This window comes from Prevotella melaninogenica (assembly GCF_018127925.1).
GTDB classification, from domain to species: Bacteria; Bacteroidota; Bacteroidia; order Bacteroidales; family Bacteroidaceae; genus Prevotella; species Prevotella melaninogenica_C.
Genome location: NZ_CP072347.1, coordinates 21101 through 39380, shown reverse-complemented (window position 1 = coordinate 39380; position 18280 = coordinate 21101). Strand labels below are relative to the sequence as shown.

10 protein-coding genes are annotated in these 18280 nt (G+C 42.2%); 5 read left to right on the top strand and 5 right to left on the bottom strand.

From position 1 onward, the window contains the following. Positions 1-438: 438 nt before the first annotated feature. The 5 genes from J4861_RS00140 (at position 439) to J4861_RS00120 (ending at position 9641) form a co-directional block, all read left to right on the top strand. Complete coding sequence (locus J4861_RS00140) at positions 439-3747, top strand: SusC/RagA family TonB-linked outer membrane protein (protein WP_211816176.1); 3309 nt, start codon at positions 439-441, stop codon at positions 3745-3747. 154 nt (positions 3748-3901) lie between these two features. After that, entirely contained in the window at positions 3902-5614 is a 1713-nt protein-coding gene (locus J4861_RS00135) for a RagB/SusD family nutrient uptake outer membrane protein (protein ID WP_211816175.1), read from the top strand. A 22-nt stretch (positions 5615-5636) separates the two neighbouring features. Next, complete coding sequence (locus J4861_RS00130) at positions 5637-6563, top strand: zinc-binding metallopeptidase (protein WP_211816174.1); 927 nt, start codon at positions 5637-5639, stop codon at positions 6561-6563. Between the two features lie 14 nt (positions 6564-6577). Beyond that, positions 6578-8326 (top strand): DUF4302 domain-containing protein, encoded by a 1749-nt coding sequence (locus tag J4861_RS00125; RefSeq protein WP_211816173.1) that lies wholly within the window; start codon positions 6578-6580, stop codon positions 8324-8326. Between the two features lie 7 nt (positions 8327-8333). Then, on the top strand, positions 8334-9641 hold the full coding sequence (locus tag J4861_RS00120) for a BACON domain-containing protein (protein WP_211816171.1): 1308 nt from the start codon (positions 8334-8336) through the stop codon (positions 9639-9641). A gap of 1002 nt (positions 9642-10643) precedes the next feature. Here the strand turns inward: J4861_RS00120 and J4861_RS00115 are convergent. The 5 genes from J4861_RS00115 to J4861_RS00095 all read right to left on the bottom strand — a co-directional run bounded on the left by J4861_RS00115 (position 10644) and on the right by J4861_RS00095 (position 18030). Beyond that, positions 10644-12059 carry a hypothetical protein gene (locus J4861_RS00115; protein ID WP_211816170.1) on the bottom strand — a complete coding sequence of 472 codons (1416 nt, stop codon included), beginning with the start codon at positions 12057-12059 and terminating at the stop codon, positions 10644-10646. 313 nt (positions 12060-12372) lie between these two features. Then, complete coding sequence (locus J4861_RS00110; RefSeq protein ID WP_211816169.1) at positions 12373-15348, bottom strand: TonB-dependent receptor; 2976 nt, start codon at positions 15346-15348, stop codon at positions 12373-12375. Between the two features lie 135 nt (positions 15349-15483). Then, entirely contained in the window at positions 15484-16758 is a 1275-nt protein-coding gene (locus J4861_RS00105) for a porin family protein (RefSeq protein ID WP_211816167.1), read from the bottom strand. A gap of 4 nt (positions 16759-16762) precedes the next feature. Further along, positions 16763-17320, bottom strand: a complete 558-nt coding sequence (locus J4861_RS00100; protein ID WP_211816165.1) for an RNA polymerase sigma factor — start codon at positions 17318-17320, stop codon at positions 16763-16765. A gap of 26 nt (positions 17321-17346) precedes the next feature. Continuing rightward, the gene (locus J4861_RS00095) at positions 17347-18030 is read right to left on the bottom strand and encodes a NigD1/NigD2 family lipoprotein (RefSeq protein WP_211816163.1); all 684 of its coding nucleotides are present in this window, start codon (positions 18028-18030) and stop codon (positions 17347-17349) included. Positions 18031-18280: the final 250 nt, after the last annotated feature.

Here is an 18280-nt window from a genome sequence, read left to right as displayed (position 1 = left end):
GCAATTTTGTTCATTTACACGCCCATTTACATGTAAACAAAACTTATCAACTTGTAAACAAAATCATATTCTTCTTTTATAACTAATACCTTGTTCAGATGTTCACTTGTCAACTTGTCAAGTAAAACCTGTTTACTTGTCTACTAAACACCCTTCTGTTTATAATTATAAGTGTTTTATGTACTCTTTTGTTGAAATCAGTAAGTATTCAACTAAATTTTAATAGAAAATGTAATTTTACTCGAAAAATGCTTGCAACTTATATAAATAATATTTAAATTTGCATCCCATGAAAGTAATAATCTTTTTATATTGTGAAAAAGCAGCAATATATTTAGGTTTGAGACTCATCTCTAATAAAATGTTTCAGAAAGGAATAAAATCGTAAAGTTTAGCGAAACAGTTACACAATAATATTTTAATAATCAAAAGAGATCTATGGAGAAAAGAATTACTCTCTTTTTGTTTGGTCTTATCCTGTCATTAGGAACAGCGTTTGGTCAGGCAAAGATTAATGGAACCGTAGTTTCTCAGGACGATGGAGAAGCCGTTATCGGTGCATCTGTCATGGTACAAGGTACTACGACGGGTACAGTTACCGATATTGATGGTCACTTCACTATCGACGTTCCTGCAGGAAAGAAACTCGTAGTCAGTTACATTGGTATGGTCACTCAGACCGTAACAGCAAAAGATGGCATGAAGGTTGTCCTCTCTAATGACAATCATCAGCTTACTGAGGTCGTCGTAACGGGTATGACCCAGCAAGACAAACGCCTCTTCTCTGGTGCTGCTACCAAGATTGATGCTTCAAAAGCTAAGCTCGATGGTATGGCGGACGTGAGCCGTTCACTCGAAGGTCGTGCTGCCGGTGTGAGCGTTCAGAATGTGTCTGGTACGTTCGGTACTGCTCCTAAGATTCGTGTTCGTGGTAACACGTCAATCTTCGGTTCATCAAAACCTTTGTGGGTTGTGGATGGTGTCATCATGGAAGACATTGCCAATGTTGATGCAAGTTCGTTGTCATCAGGTGATGCAAAGACTTTGATTTCTTCTGCTATTGCAGGATTGAATGCTGATGACATTGAAAGTTTCCAGATTCTGAAGGACGGTTCTGCTACATCTATCTATGGTGCTCGTGCTATGGCAGGTGTGATTGTTGTAACAACAAAGAAAGGTAAGGCTGGTCAGAGCCATTTGAGCTATACCGGTGAGTACACCCTCCGTTTGAAGCCAAGCTATAAGAACTTTAATATCATGAACTCACAGGACCAGATGGAGGTTTATCGTGAGTTGGAGAAGAAGGGCTATTTGAATTATGCTGAGATTGCTAACGCCTCTACAAGTGGTGTTTATGGTCGTATGTATCAGCTCATCTCTGAGTATGACGCTACTAAGGGACAGTTCGGTCTTGAAAATACACAGGATGCACGTAACGCTTATCTGCGTGCTGCTGAGTATCGCAATACTGACTGGTTCGACCAACTTTTCTCAAGTTCAATCATGCACAACCACTCTGTAAGTGCTTCTGGTGGTACAGACAAGGGTCAGTACTATGCTTCACTCTCTGCGATGTATGATCCGGGATGGTATAAGTCAAGCCGTGTTCAGCGTTACACAGGTAACATCAACACGACTTACAACATTAATAAGCAGGTAGGTTTGAACCTTATCGCTAATGCTTCTTACCGTAAGCAGAGAGCTCCAGGTTCGTTGAGCCGTACGATTGACCCATCAACTGGTGCTGTTAGTCGTGCTTTCGATATCAACCCTTACTCTTACTCTCTGAATACTTCACGTACACTCGACCCAACCGAGTCATATACACGTAACTATGCTCCGTTCAATATCTTCAATGAGTTGAACAATAACTACATGGACTTGAATGTACACGACTTCCGTATACAGACAAGTATTGACTATAAGCCAATAACAAAGTTGAAGCTTACTGCTTTGGTAGCTGTTAAGAGTGCTGCTTCAACGATGGAGCATATCGTTCGTGAAAACTCTAATCAGGCTTTGGCTTATCGTGCAATGGGTACAACAACTATCCGCGATGCCAATCCTTATCTTTATACTGATCCTGACAACCCATTTGCTCTTCCAGAGTCAATCCTCAAAGAGGGTGGTATTCTTGACAGAACAGGTAACCACTTCTTTGGTTGGGATACCCGTCTTTCTGCTGCTTACAACGATGTATTCAATGATACACACATCGTGAACCTCTATGCCGGTGTTGAGAGTAATAGCGTTGACCGTAAGGCTACTTTCGATCGTGAGTGGGGTATGATGTTTGATGCTGGTGAGATTGCTAAGCTCAACTACCGTGCATTCAAGATGTTCCAGGAGCAGGGATCAGACTACTATGGTTTGTCAAATACCCACATCCGCAGTCTTGCTTACTTCGGTACAGGTACCTATTCTTATAAGGGTCGCTACCAGATGACTGGTACTTTCCGTTATGAGGGTACTAACTATCTGGGTAAGGCTACATCAGCTCGATGGTTGCCAACCTATAACGTTTCTGGTGCATGGAACGCACATGAGGAAGAATGGTTTAATAAGGTGTTTAAGCAGGCGTTGACACATGCTACATTCCGCTTGAGCTACTCACTTACTGGTGACCGTCCTCCTGTAACTAACTCATTGCCAATCTTCACAGCAACAGTGCCTTGGCGTCCATTCACTTCTATTCAGGAGACTGGTTACGATGAGCAGTTCGGTAACAAGAACCTTACCTACGAGAAGAAGCGTGAGTTCAACCTTGGTTTCGACTTTGGATTCCTTGACAACCGTATCAATCTTACAACTGATTTCTACTGGCGTCGCAACAGTGACCTTATTGGTTACGTGAACCATCCACAGTTGGGTTCTTATAACCTTGCTAACGTGGCTTCAATGAAGTCTAATGGTATGGAGCTTTCATTGAATACACATAACATCAAGACAAAGGACTTCAGTTGGGAATCTAACTTTATCTTCTCATGGACACACAATGAGATTACAAGTCTCTTTACCCATGCACGTGTTATCGACCTCGTACAGGGAACTGGTTATAGTCTTGTAGGTTATCCTGTAAACTCTATCTTTAGCATCCCATTTGCTGGACTCAATGGTGAGGGTTTGCCTACATTCATGAACGAGGATGGTAGAAGAACAATCTCTGGTCTTAACCTCCAGGAGCGTGATCAGGAGAAGATTAAGTATCTGAAGTTCGAAGGTCCTGCCGACCCAACTACAACGGGATCATTCGGTAACGTCTTCCGTTATAAGAACTGGGACCTCAACGTATTCGTTACTTATAGCTTTGGTAATAAGGTTCGTTTGAACCATATCTTCAGTAACCGCTATGACGATATGGATGCTCTGCCTAAGGAGTTCCGTAATCGCTGGACATACAGTGGCGATGAGACTATGACTAATATCCCAGTAATTGCTTCACGTCGTCAGAACCGCAACAACTCACAGTTGGATGTAGCTTACAATGCTTATAACTATTCTGATGTTCGTATCGCAAAGGGTGACTTCATTCGTATGAAGGAAATCTCATTGGGTTACACTTTCCCTGCAGCAATGATTAGAACTATTGGCGTTAGCAGTTTAGCTTTGAAGCTTCAGGCAACTAACCTCTTCCTTTTCTATTCAGATAAGAAGCTGAACGGTCAGGATCCAGAGTTCTTCAATACAGGTGGTGTGGCTGCACCAGTTCCAAAGCAGTTCACCTTGACATTGAGATTAGGTCTTTAATATTTTAACGGAGGCTTCAGATTCAGCTGAGAATATCCAAATGTTGATAGTACATTGGAGTTCCTAACAAGGCAAATGGTTGTAAGATGATACAGCCTTTAGGCAAGAAAGAGATGCTGAATCAGAACCAGAAGTAATTTAATATAGAACGAATATGAAAATTAAGAATATCATATATAAGGGCAGCTTGATGCTTGCATCAGTAGCGATACTTGCATCTTGTTCTGACCAATTGGATACGTTGCCAGACAACCGTACGACTTTGGACACACCAAAGAAGATTGCGGGTCTGCTTGTGACAGCCTATCCTGACCGTACACCGACGCTCTTTAACGAGTGGATGTCTGACAATACCGATTACATGGGAGCACAGAATAGCCAGGGTAATCGTGGTGGTGATCAGTACTTCTTCTGGCAAGAGCAGACAGAGGGTGGTAATGACTCTCCTGAGCAGGTGTGGATGCTTTATTATGAGGGTGTCTATAAGGCTAATGAAGCTTTGGCTGCCATTGAGGATCAGGGCGGTCCAAAGAACGATATACTTCGTAATTCAAAGGGTGAGGCTTTGCTCATTCGTGCCTATGACCACTTTATCCTTGCTAACGAATTCTGCCGTCCTTATAATGGCAAGACCAGTACAAAGGATGCTGGACTCTATTATGCAACAGGAATTGCAGACTTCTCTGCAGCTGCAGAACAGAGTAATCGTGGTACTGTAGCTGATGTCTATGCAAAGATTGCTGCTGATATTGAGGCTGGTATCCCATTGCTTAACGATACATATGAGGTGCCAAAGTATCACTTCAATAAGCAGGCTGCTTATGCTTTTGCAACTCGTTTCTACCTCTATTATGAGAAGTGGGAGAAGGCAAAGGAATATGCTGATAAACTCTTAGGTAGTAACCCTGCTGCTTCTTTGCGTGATTATAGAGCTTTGCAGGCTATGCCACTGAGTCAGTCTGATCAGGCTGTGAAGATTGCTGAGGCTTATTGTAGTGCTTCTGCAGACTGTAACCTCCTTGTTCAGACCAGTGTCAGCAATGCTGGTATGGCTCTTGCACCATGGTTAATAAGTAAGCGTTATACACTCACTAACTATTTGGCAGAGACAGAATTGTTCCTGAGTAATAACATCTGGGGTACATCGTCAAACCTCATTTGGAAGCCATTTACTGTTAATTCAGGTGAGAGTAACTTCGCTTTATTGATGAAACTTCCACGTGAGTTTGAGATTCGTAATACTACGACAGGCTCTGGTTATCTCCGCACATTGAACGTTAACTTCACGATGGATGAGGCTTTACTCAATCGTGCAGAGGCTGAAATCATGCTTGGTCAGAATGATGCTGCTTGTGCAGATATGACTATTTGGATGAAGAACTTCTTCAATACCAATGTGACCCTTACCCCAACAAGTGTACAAACTTACTTCAAGACAGTTCCATATGCATACGCTGATGCTGCTAAGATGGTACCAAGTTTCAAGAAACACATCAGCCCTCGCTTCAAAATTGACGTTGAAGGCTCAGTGCAGGAGTCACTCTTACAGTGCTTGCTGAACTTCCGTCGTATCGAAACTGTACACCAGGGAATGCGTTGGATGGACATCAGACGTTATAACATCGAGATTCCACGTCGTCTGATTGGTGCTAATGGTAGACCTTCAAAGAACCTTGATTGGTTGGAGAAGGACGACCCACGTCAGGTGGTACAGATTCCACAGAGTATTCGTGAGGCTGGTGTTGCTGGCAACCCAGCTAAGGCTCTTGTAGCAGGTGCAAAGCTCGTTGACCTCTCTCAGTACAAATTACCAGTACTTTCAGCGGTCAATCAGTATTCTGCTCCAGTAAGTGCACACTCTTTTTAATAGCTAATTAAAGGATTAAGAAATGAAGAAAAACATATTAGCTTTATCGCTATTGGCGGCAGTGGCAGCAGGCTTCACTGCTTGTTCAGACGATAATTTGTCAAGCGAGAGCGTTATCAAGCCTTCTAAGACGGCAAATACTGTCTTTGACAAGTGGCTGTACAAGAACTTCGTAGTACCTTATAACATTCAAATACAGTGGCGTTATGAGGACAATGAGTCGGATATGTCTTACTATGATGTACCAGCCGATTCAGCTCAGTCTGTGGAGTTAGCGCATATTGTGAAGTACACTTGTGTAGAGGCTTATACCGAAGCTGCAGGTATTGATTTCACACGTCGCTTCTTCCCAAAGCTCTTCAGCTTCTTGGGTGAGTTCGAGTATGAGAACAATGGTAATATAAAACTCGGTACTGCTGAGGGTGGAAAGAAGATTCGTCTCTTGGGTGTTAACCATCTTGATAGATTCAAGAACAACCGCACCTACTTGGATGAATACTACCTCAAGACGATTCACCACGAGTTTGTTCACATCGTTAACCAGACAAAGGACTACCCACGTGAGTTTGGTAAGGTAACCCCAACAGGTTATGTTAATGACTCATGGAGTTCTGAGAAGTATGGAACAGGCTATGAGAAGCGTGGTTTCGTTACAGCCTACTCACAGAAGGAAGAGCGTGAGGACTTTGCTGAGGTGGTAAGTACTTACATTATCTCTACCGATGCACAGTGGAATGCTCTCCTCAAGAAAGCAACCATTGTGGATGCGAAAGGTGCAGAAGCAAAAGAGCAGCCAGGTGTAACAGCTATTGAGAAGAAGCTCGAGATTGCTAAACGTTACTATAAAGAGACCTTTAATGTCGACCTTGATAAGGTGCGTGATACTGTCATCGAGCGTGAGAACAACGTTGTTAGTGGCAGTTACAATCTGACAAATCTTAATTATTAAGAAAGGATCATTATATGAAAGCAAATAAATTATTTATATATCTCCTACTTGCCTTGCCAGCCTTTTTCCTTCAGTCATGCCAGACAGAAGAAGAGAATGTCTTTGGAAAGCCTTACTCTGAGCGTATGGACGAATTCCTTCAGAAGGCACAGGAAACGTTGGTTGCATCGCAATATGGTTGGGTTTTAGACTATTATCCACAGAGAAACCAGGCTTATGGTGGTGTGACTTATACCATCAAGTTCACCCGTGACAATGCTATTGTACGCTATGAAAACAATCCTGATGATGGCGAAGTAAAGTCATTATATAAGATGAAGGAAGACGACGGCCCCGTTTTGTCGTTTGATACTTACAATACCTTCCTCCACATTTATGCTACTCCAAAGAATGGTGAGTATCGCGGTAAGGAGGGCGACTTCGAGTTCGTTATCGATAGCATTGGTGCTGACCGTATCAAGATTCACGGAAAGCGTTCGTTGAATACTATGTATCTCAATAAACTCTCTGGCGAAGCTTCAGAATATATAGAGAAGGTAACAGAACTTACCAACCTCTTTGTTTTCTCTGATGTTGCTCTTAACATTGGTGGAAAGCCTTACACACTCGTTGTCACCGATAAGAACAATCGTCAGTTGGCTATCTATGATGGTGATAAACTTGTTGCTGAGTCTGCTTACGCCTTTACAGATAAGGGAATCCGTTTGTATGAGCCTATTATGTTGAATGGCGTACAGTTGTACGACTTAACATTCGATAAGGCTACTGCTAAGTTCTCTGGAACTGGTGTGGAGTCTACTGCTTCTAATGTTGATGTAAATCTCATTGCGAAGATGATAGGTGCTATCAACGCTTCTAATGGTGAGAAGACTATTACGAAGACCATTCCATATCTTAACAAACTCGATATCACTTGTGATGCATCATGGGTTCACCTCTCTAAGGATGGCGATAAGCTCACTATTAAGGTAGATGCTAATCCAATAGCAACGAATGCACGTGGTGCAAAACTTAAGATTTCAAATGGTATAAAAGAGGCGCAGGTACAGATCTTGCAGTTTGACCTTTCTGCTCTCATGGGTACTTATGAACTCACGATGACCTCATATGTATCAAAGGATGGAAAGATGGGCTTCTTTGAGAATACTCGTACAGCACGATTGAGATATGTAGGTTCTGGTGCGAACCGCAAGTTCTACCTCAATGTTCACAGTGCTTATGGCTCAGACTATGTATTCCCATTGACCTATGTGGCTTCTGCTAATGCATTCTTGATGCAGGGTGGTCAGAAGGTGATGACCTTCCATGGAAATAATGTAAGCTATAACATCGGTAATGCCTTTAACATCGATGAGAAGAGAGGTACAGGTACGGGTACGGGTGCTTACAACCTAATTTCCTTCACAGTAGCAGACAATGGCGATATCAGTGCGTCACTCTGTGGACCATTGTTCAGCATCATCAATGGACAGGCACAGTATACTGGTCTAACTACTGAACGTATCATCCTCTGGGCTTATACAGGCGAACCATTCACCTCTCAAAACCTTGCTGGTTGGTGGGATTACTGGATTAACCCAGTAATGACCAAGAAGGCTACCGCTTCTCCTGCCAAGCCTTCTATCTTGCCAGAGGAGTCATTCGACAATACTGAGTCAGTATTGATGCCACAGTATCTACCAAACCGTATTGCGCGCTTCGATGTAGATTGGAACTCATTCCTCACAACATCTGCTGCGTCTCAAGTAAAACTAAACAAGTAAATGTTTTATGAAAAAGATATTTAATATTTGTCTTCTCCTTGCTGTTACTGCAGGCTTCGTTGCCTGCAGTGACGACAACGATGCAGGTAGTAGTTACTTGCGTGAGAATCCTGTGCAGGTGGTAAACTCAAAACTCACCTTTACTGCTGCGGCACAGAAGGGTGGGGTGAAGTTTACTGCACCAGCTGGCTCAACCGTTTCTGTCAGTGATTCATGGGCAACAGCTCAGCTGCAGAACGATTCTATCGTAGTCAGTGTTACTAACAACCCAGCTATTGACAGTCGTTCTGCTGTATTGACAATCAAGAATGGTAATGATTCTACTAATCTGCCAATCTTGCAGGCTGGAGCTCTTTTCAAGTACAAAGGTGCTAAGTATTACGCTGTGAGTGATAAGGATACAACCCTCACTCTACCTTATACCGCATTAGGTGCTGAGCCTTCTATGGAACTTGCTGATGCTGCCGATGCTTCTGGTGTGACATCAATTGAGAATAAGGACTCTGCTTTCGTGGCACATATTGGAGCTAATACAACAGGTGAGATTCGTACTTTCTCACTCGTTTTGAAGAACCAAGAGCATCGTGATACGATCACTGTAACACAGGGTAGCATTGACGACCTCGCAGGTAAGACCTATAGTCTCTATGGTTACGACCTTCTTAAGATGACATCATCTACAACTGATATTAACACATTGGTAACACAGATTGTTGGTACGCTTGAGAAGAAATCTGATACCGAGTTGACCTTTAATTCAAGTGACACTGGTATGAAGATGACGCTTACCTTTGACCCTGCTAACGTGTCATTGACATTGAAGGGTGGTGAATATGTTCTTTCAAAGAGAGTGAATGATACCACTTATTTCTACAGAACTGCTATTTGGGACATCAATCATTACGGTACATTCATGAAGCTAATTCGTCAGCAGACTGAAGCACATAGTACTGGTCAGGTGAGTGATGCTGATTTTGCTAAATTTCAGAAGGTCGTTCCTGGTATTTATAACTATTATGCATCAAATCAGTTGACAATGACAGCAAGAATGTCTTACTCTAAGGCGGATAAGATGGTTGCTGGTATTCTTGAGGATAGTGGTAAGAATGCCGCTTACATAAAGAGCTTAACGTATTTAGGACCTTTAGGTTTCCCTCTTAATTCATTTAATGGAAATGTCTTTGCAATCTATAAGTACAACCAGCAGGGAAGCCAGTTATATCTTAATGGTCCTCTGTTCCTGCTTCAGCCTGTGATGCTTTTCCATCCTTTAAGCACAAGGGCTAAGCCTGCTGCGTTCATGAAGAAGAGATAATGAAAGGTTTGAGAAGGCTTTAAGAGGGCGACTCTTTTTAAGTGGACGAGTCTTTTTATGTAGACAGAGTACACAAGTAAACGAGTTGACAAGTTAATTGTTTTGAGGGGTATGGCTCCTTGGGATAATTAACTTGTCAACTCTTTTTTTGTGGTTTTGCATTCCTTGATGGAGACAGGGTAATGGAAGACATGGTAACAGAGTACCAAGAGACATGGTAACAGGGGATTCAAGACATGGTAACAGGGTAATAAAAGACATAATAACATAGTATTTCACTTTAAAGTAACAGGGTTATGTTTAGCTCATTATGCTATTATTATGGGTCTTCAGCAATTTGGAGTGATACCATTTGAGATTAGAACTTTGAAGAAAGGTCACACAGAGCAAAGGAGAACACGGAGGTTTTATATAGTTGTAATCGTTAGGCACAGAGGCACCGTTGGTGTGTGGAGGAACAGAGGATATCTGCGAGTTTTATTAATACTTTGGTCTACTTCATTACAAAGCAGTGGTTTGCAAGATTATTACTAAAGTTATCAGCAACACGTACACTACGGCTCTGTTGCTCTTTGTGCCTTCGGCACCTCCGTGAGATTGTCTGCTTTCACCTCCGTGTTCTCCCCCTCTCTGTGTGACTTTTATATGTAGTAGGCTTAATTTATCACCCCATATTTCGGAAGAACCATTATTATGTCCAAAAATCAAAGAGTGTGGCGTGAAATTTATTTACAATAATTCCGCTTCCAAGGCTTAAAAGCGGTATGAAAAACGTGTATTTTACAGCCTTTGTAAGTTTCCTATAATCAGACTGTTACAAAGTTGGTTGATAAAAGGTGCTTAATTGGGTTCTTAAAGGGCGTCTTTAAGAGGTCAAAAGGGCGTCTCTTGGAAGCCAATTAGGCGTCTTTTTGAAGCCAAAAGAGCATCTTTTGAAATAGGGATAGTGAAATTTTATTACAAAATGAAGGGTAAAGGGGGATTTCCCCAGCTCCCATTGAGTTAATAATTAATCTCAATGGAAGTTGGATAAACTCTGTAAGGATCGAAATACTCGGTACAGCTATTAATCATGTCTTGGAGATTTGCCTTCACATTCTTTCGATAGAGCTCTTTTCCGTTGACGATAACTGTCACAGGCTTGTTCATGTCTATGAGTTCGCTATTCAGATAAATACGTAGTCTACCACCCTTTGCATCTGTGTAGCTGCGGTTAAATCTCATTTCAATACCCCAATGTTTGTCTCGTTCAACAGCGGTATATTCCACCTCTTTGATATTAATCGTCACCACATTGTTGTGAATATTCATATCATAGTAGGTGCGATTTTCCGATGGAGAGGCTAACACTTGTAGGTTGTAGAAGCCCGAACGATGTCGCCCATCCATGTCATAATCTTCCCAGAGAACCGTCTTTGGATAGGGATTACGAACGAAATTCTTGAGCCATGGAGTAGTGAGGTCGTATTTAATATGATGCTGCATGCCAGGCAGTAGGTTGATGCGATGAACAAAGAGTGGACGCTTGTCGGCATCAAGCGGTCGTGCCAGCTGAGCAGAGTCAAATGCAGTCTGCGTATAATGAGTTAGAATATTACGGTAGAAACCAGTGTCATCCGCCCCTGTGAGAAATGAGAAACCAATGTTAGCACAGTTTTCTACAGGTGCATTTTTCAATGGTTCGCCACCAGCCATTGGACCCGCTGCAGCCCAATAGTCGGCATAGAAAGAGGCAAGACGCTGACTGCCATAGCCACCTTCAGATATACCGAAGACGTAGAGGCGGTTAGCATCAACATTACCCTCGACCAATGCTTGTCGGATAAGCTTCTCCCAAGCAAACTGTTTAGCTACTTGCCACCAGCGATAGTAGTCGCCTTCATTAGGAATCTGTGGAATGAAATAGAGAGAAGGGCCATCTTGGAATCTGTTTCCTAAGATAAGTCCGGTCGCCCATTCATGTTCCTTTGGACCAGAACCATGCAGGTAAAGGAACAACGGAAGCTTGCCTGCTGCGCTTCCCTTTACACCATAGTAGTAAGGCATGACGGCATTCTTTTCCAATGTTTCAGGCAAATTCCACGATGCTTTTATGCCTTTCTGCAAGTCTTCAGGCTTTGCGAGCTTCTGTTCATTTAGTTCGCGATTCGCCTCACACCATGCATCCCACACCATCTTTTGGTTTTGAGCGATATCTTTGTTCTTTATCAGTTGCTGTATATCCGTCGTATAAGTCTTGTTACGTTGAAAGGCATCCTTGCTTTTCTGTTCTTCATTCTGCTTCTTTTTAAGCGTTTGAAGGAAGTAGTTTTTCACTTTCTCCTGCATATTACTTCCCTGTGCGTACACGTTGTTAGTGATAGCAGAGAGTGCGAGCGTCAAGCCCACAGCTACGATAAAGTTATTGATATGCTTCATTGTCTGTCTTTGTCCTTTCAATGTATTTGTTTATTTGGGCTTAACCCCTTGTATTATTTAGATTTGTAGACAAAGGTAAGCATTTTTAGAGAACTGTGCAAGAGTTGCAGCCTCACCCCCAACCCCTCTCCGAATGGAGAGGGGAGTAGTCACCGATATACCCTACAAGATTGATTGGTATTATAGATTAATATTATACCTTTTAGCATCTTCTATAGGGGTGTCACGGTAATCACTCCCCTCTCCTTTCGGAGAGGGGTTGGGGGTGAGGCTTCTTCTTCCCATTCGGAGAGGGGCTGGGGGTGAGGCTTTATTAGAATCCACCGCCCATTGGTGGACCACCTGAAGGACGATCACCGCCAAAGCCTTTCTTTCCACCTTCACGTGGACCCATACCGGGACCATTACGGTCGAAGTCAGGACTATCCTTTGGTTTAGGCATAGCGTTCTTACCACCAAAGAGGTTCAGACGGTAGGTAGCACGCAGCATGATATAGCTGTTAATACTATTGTATTCAGTATCTGTACGGCTCATAGAGTTGATGACACGTGAGAGGTTGCTCTGCTGACGTAAGATGTCATAGAACTGCAAACTGAAGGTCAGTGCATTGCCTTTCAACATACTCTGTGAAATTTGCGCATTCCAAAGCAACTCATTGGTGTTCAATGAAGCATCGCTATATCCACGACGACTGTTCTGGTGAAGGTCGGTCGAGATACTCATGTTCCAAGGGAGGTTAAGACTCAACGTACCACCGTATGCAAACTGCCATGTACGTAGATTGCTCATACTCTGAAGATTATTCTTCGTGTTCGTATAATCTACTGAACCGTCTAACTCCAATTCTAACCAAGAGGTGCGATAGCTGGCAGCAAGTCGTTCACCTAAGGTCAATGACTTCGTTATATTCTTCTCTAAGTTGCTTGTTCTGTTAAGCTGCAGATAGCTGACGTAACGATTGAAGTTAGCACGCGTAAAGGTGTGGAGATTCCATACGCCAGCAGAGTCGATACTTGTGTTATACATCAATCCAGCATCAGCATCCCAGTTACCATTTACGTTCACTGGCTGAATCGTACGAGCACCTGTAATCGCATCGTAGGTCACACTGTTGCCAATTGCATTTCGTGTCGTTGAGAAGTTCGCAAAGGTCATCAGCGCCTGTGAATGACTCTGCTTGTACGTGTTATAGAACAAGCGGAAGTTATTGGTGAAGGCTGGTTTCAAACCAGGGTTACCAATAGAAATATTCTGTGGGTCAGTGTTGTCGACGATGCTCAGCAGCTGACTCATTGTAGGTTGAGTGATCGTACCCTTATAATTGATACGCAGATTGCTCTGCTCACTGAACTTGTAACGGAAGTCGAAAGTAGGACCCCAGTTGAATACTGTGCGTGCTGTGTCAACGTGTACACCAAGGTAATCCTGCATATAGGTAGAATGCTGTGGCTGGAGCATCACACCCACGTTCATTTTCCACTTGTCACGAATCATTCGCATCATTACCTGCATGTCGTGTGTATATGTGCGATACTCAGAGTAACGGCTCAAGTTATCATCGAGATAGCTTGCCAAAGGATTGGTCAGCAGTCCGAGATAATTGTCCCATGAACGGTAAGCTGGTTGCAGACTACCGAATGTTCCTGATGGCATAGTAGAGAGATCGTAGGTGTCACGGTCGCTCTTTGAGAAGCCATACTTAAATTGATAGCTGAACTGCAGGTAAGTCTTGCGGGCTATTGGCTCGCTATAAGTTGCCTGTAGGGCATAGTCCCAACTCTTTGTTGGCATAAGGTTGTAACGATAGGCACGATAAGTAGAGTCGTTTCCGAGTGCATCTTGCAACTGGAAATACTGAATATCTTGCGTTGAGAAGGTCTTTGAATCCGAATCACTATAGTTACCATCTACGCGCAAAGTAACGTTTCTTCCGTTGCTTGAGAGCTTGCGATTCACCTGCAGCATAGCACCCAAAGCGGTTGTATTGCCATAGCTTATGGTCATATTACGCTGTGTATTCACCATCGTTCCCAATGCTTTCAGCTGTGCGATAGAGGCTGCTGACAATGGATCATCCACTGTTTCGTATGGGTCAGCGTTATAGGCAGCAGAAGAACTAACCACCTGTCCGTCGTTCTTAGTGAGTCTGAAGTTTGGTCGGAACATAATATTCCATACAGAGTCAGGTCGCCACTCCAAGCGGAAACGGCCGTCCCAAGAGTTCGTTCTGGTGTATTCTTGTGAAAGACGGTTGGCAAATGAGCCCTGACTTGCTACGAAGTTCTCACTTGATACACGTGTGTTTAAGTCGCCATTAGAGTGGTTCCAACGCACACTACCATCCCACTGCAGGGTGTTTCCATTGTCATAATTCATGTTCAGACCCACCATCTTGGTCGCATTCAATCCCTGTCTTACGCCACCGAAACCGCCACGTGGACCACCACCGAAGCCCATGTCGTTGACATTATTGGCTGATGCAAAGCCCATTATACGGAACTTATTATTGAAATAAGCGCCCATCGCCTTCTCTGAATAGCGGTTATGCGTACCGATACCGAGGTCAATATTAGAGAATAAACCCTTGTTCATTCCCGCTTTGATACCAAAGTCGAGAACAGTAGACTCGTTACCATCATCGATACCAGTCACACGACTCAAGTCACTCTTTTGATCGTAAGCCTTAATAGTTTGTACGATAGAGGTTGGGAGGTTCTTCATAGCGGTTTTGGTGTCGCCCACCATGAACTCCTTTCCATCAACAAGTATCTTCTTAACTTCCTTTCCATTAATCTTAATGGTTCCATCACTCGACACTTCCGCACCAGGTAATCTCTTTACAAGGGCTTCAATTGTCGAACCTTCTGGCACGCGATAAGCCGAAGCATTGTACTGGAAAGTGTCGGCTTTTACGACAACTTTCGGAGCACTTGCTACAACTTTCACCTCTTTCAAAGTGCGTGAGTCTACTTGGAAGTCTAACTGACCCACTGCCACATCCTGCTCATTGGCAATGGTAATGTTCTGAAAAATAGTCTTGTAGCCTACATAAGACGCTTTCAAAATGAATCGTCCGTTTGTTGGAGCTGTAATCTTAAAGTTTCCCGCTTCATCTGATGTAGCACCAATAACATAACTGCTGTCCTGCTTCAACAGCTGAACAACAGCAAATGGCACTTTCTCCTTTAGTTCCGTATCATAAAGCGTACCCGTAATGGTTCTGTTCTGTGCCAGCATCACAACAGCGCTGGTCAGCAGTAGAACGAAAATCAACAATCTTTTTGCCATAATAACCTTTTCTAATTCATAATGGTATATATGACGCTAAGAATTTCAAAAAGTTTAATAGGCAAATAGATTTTTATTTAAAGATGAGAATATGGGTGCTTGTAGGAAACTTTAGAACTAAGTCTTATTTTATTCCTACTTGTTTAAGTTGATTCTGACACCCATATTAAGATTGAAGTTGGTAGGCTTGTCCTTGTAAATATTCTCAACGTTGCTCCCATTATTGAAGTGATGGCTTATTCCGGGCTCAATATATGCACTAACATCTTTGCTAATTCTGAATTCTCCTCCAATGGAAAGAGCAGTTGAGAATACTGGTCTACCCTCTTTAATAGTTGTATGTGTCGGAGTTATTTGTGACGTGGCTTCGGCAGATAAGTTGGCTTCACCTTTCACGAGTTTCTCTATTTCAGCACCTGTAGTCGCATAAACATTTAACCTTTTGGTCTTGATGAAACTGTAACTTGCATTTACAGGTATGCCGACGTATTGCAGTTTTTGTTCTACGGCATATTCTGTTCCTCTCTTTTCATAAGAGAAGTCGGAAGCAAGTCGGCTGTAATTGAGACCTGTCTGTATGCTCCATCGATTGTTGATATTATACCTTATGGAAACACCTAACTTTATTGGTTGGTGGTGTTTAGTCCCCGTTCTTCTATCTTTTGTACCTATTGGGCTGTCTTGTATGTTTCTTCCAGAGAATTCTGGGTCATAGTCACCATAAGGGTTTGCTACTGGCAATAGAATCTTGTCAGAATTATGGGAAGTTCCTGTACCATAATTATAGGAAGTCCCTATGCAGAAGCGAGATGATGGGTCATTCTTCTTCGCATTTGTTGCGTAGATTCTTTCCGAATTCCCCCACGACTGTGGTTTTGTAGTCTGTTGTTTATCAACATTTTCTATCTTGTCTTGTCTTGTATTATTGGTTGTTTCTTGAGTTTCTGTGACATTATTATTATCTGTAGTCGTTTCTTTTTCTTCTTCTTTATTGTAGACTGTATTACCAGACAAGTTGTTGTCAACAAGTGGATTCTGTATACTTTGATGGGTAGCGATAGCCAGCTTTACGGAGTTTGTTACATAGTTCTCTGGAGTTGTAATTGTGGTTTGAGAAGGCAGAGTGTTCTTTATCTTATTGTTTATAATCATTGCGCACTGCTTCGGGAGAGATGTGTGGTCAAAAAGCAAGTGACTTAGAAAAATTCCGATACCTATTATAGCTGCAGCAGAGACAGCACGGTAGGTCCACAAAGGTACTACGCTTGCCTTCTGCCGAGTAGAGCGTATAGGAGTAACTCCACGACGGTTCATCTCCTGTTTGATATCATTGAGAAGACCATCTGGTGCCTTTACATCACATTCATTCTGAATGCGTGTACGCAATGTGTCAAGCCAATCTTCTTTCATACTTTTAATTCAGTTTGTTTTGCGCTTTCAGCATCTTTGCAAGCATATTCCTTGCTTTGTGGAATTGTGATGCAGATGTGTCTGGTTTTATGTTGAGTATTTCTGCTATCTCCTTGTGGCTTTTGCCTTCTACCACATATAGGTTGAAGACAGCTCTGTAGCCTGGTGGTAGTTTAAGTATTGTCTCTGTTATCTGTGTTATCGACATACTGTCAATATCAGGGTTCTCAGTACTACAATCAGGTATGTCAGTTGCCTTGTCTATAAAAATAGCCGGGTCATTGTCCCTGAGAAAGTGAAGAGATTCGTTGATTACAATCTTTGTGAGCCAAGCCTTTAATGACCCCTTCCCTCGATATTCAAAAGTATGTATCTTAGTGAATATTCTGATGAAAGCCTCTTGTAAAACATCATGTCTATCTTCTTGGTTTCCAATATACCTCGAACACACTTTTGCTAAATAATCAGCATACTCGCCATAGAGTTTATCCATGGCGAGCGCATCACCTTTTTCAAAAAGGCTTATAATATACTGTTCTCTATTATTCCCAAATAATCCCATTGACAAGCAGTGGATTTTCCTCTATACTATTTACGGCTTTTGTATTTGAATTTGACTGTTTTTACGCCTGAGAATGATTGCCACTTCAATGTCAGGTCCACTGTTTTCCCTTGTGTGTCAGGAAGATCACTAAGTCTGAATGCTACAAGTCCGTCACGAATCAAACCCTTTGTATCACCAGAAGCATTATGATGGAGTACAACTTCATATGGATTATCTCCTTTGACGAGATTCACCACATGTGTTTTTCCATTACCGAAGTAAGTTCTGAAGCGTAAAGTCAGGTATCCGTCCTCTACAACAGTTGTCCAGTCTTTGACTATTTCTACAGGGTCTTTTCCATATACTGTTTCGTTTTGTTTACCAAGAGTTGGTGCCATATTCTTGGTAAGTATAGTGTCGAGCCGGTTTACATATGCACTCTTTGAGTATCCTTCAGTCTTTCCGTCCTGAACTTTGATGTTCGTAAGTGCTCGTAGTTCCTTTTTACCATAAGGAGAAGTCTTCATGTTCGTAGGAAGAATTGTGGTCTCATCATTTAACTGGAAGTAGACCTGTCCTGTGGAACTATTTGTCTTGATTGTCACAAGTGCATTGGGAATATTGGTAGGATAATCAGTATCGTCATCGTTTAAACAAGATTGCAAAGAGAATGTACCTAACACTATTCCAAGGATGAGGACAATATAAAATAATGGATTCTTTTTCATATTTATTCCTTTTTAGTTAATACTGCAAATTTACTAAATCATTTTCATTTTTAAGTTGTTGCTTGAATTTATGTCTAATCTGCTTTATAAAATCAAAAGTTGAAATAACTTGCTTCTTTAAAAGTTAAAATAGTGTTAAAGTTTGACGGAATGAATGATAGAGTATTCTTTTTATTCGATTATATTTTATCTTTTGATTTATTGCACATAGGGAAAGCAATGTGCGCAATATTTGAGTTATCAGTATTAA

Excerpts from the sequence above, each read along its gene's own strand:
- J4861_RS00105 (WP_211816167.1), bottom strand. The coding sequence starts at position 16,758 with ATGAAAGAAGATTGGCTTGACACATTGCGTACACGCATTCAGAATGAA.
- J4861_RS00140 (WP_211816176.1), top strand. The coding sequence starts at position 439 with ATGGAGAAAAGAATTACTCTCTTTTTGTTTGGTCTTATCCTGTCATTA.
- J4861_RS00110 (WP_211816169.1), bottom strand. The coding sequence starts at position 15,348 with ATGGCAAAAAGATTGTTGATTTTCGTTCTACTGCTGACCAGCGCTGTT.
- J4861_RS00135 (WP_211816175.1), top strand. The coding sequence starts at position 3,902 with ATGAAAATTAAGAATATCATATATAAGGGCAGCTTGATGCTTGCATCA.
- J4861_RS00130 (WP_211816174.1), top strand. The coding sequence starts at position 5,637 with ATGAAGAAAAACATATTAGCTTTATCGCTATTGGCGGCAGTGGCAGCA.
- J4861_RS00095 (WP_211816163.1), bottom strand. The coding sequence starts at position 18,030 with ATGAAAAAGAATCCATTATTTTATATTGTCCTCATCCTTGGAATAGTG.
- J4861_RS00120 (WP_211816171.1), top strand. The coding sequence starts at position 8,334 with ATGAAAAAGATATTTAATATTTGTCTTCTCCTTGCTGTTACTGCAGGC.
- J4861_RS00115 (WP_211816170.1), bottom strand. The coding sequence starts at position 12,059 with ATGAAGCATATCAATAACTTTATCGTAGCTGTGGGCTTGACGCTCGCA.
- J4861_RS00125 (WP_211816173.1), top strand. The coding sequence starts at position 6,578 with ATGAAAGCAAATAAATTATTTATATATCTCCTACTTGCCTTGCCAGCC.
- J4861_RS00100 (WP_211816165.1), bottom strand. The coding sequence starts at position 17,320 with ATGGGATTATTTGGGAATAATAGAGAACAGTATATTATAAGCCTTTTT.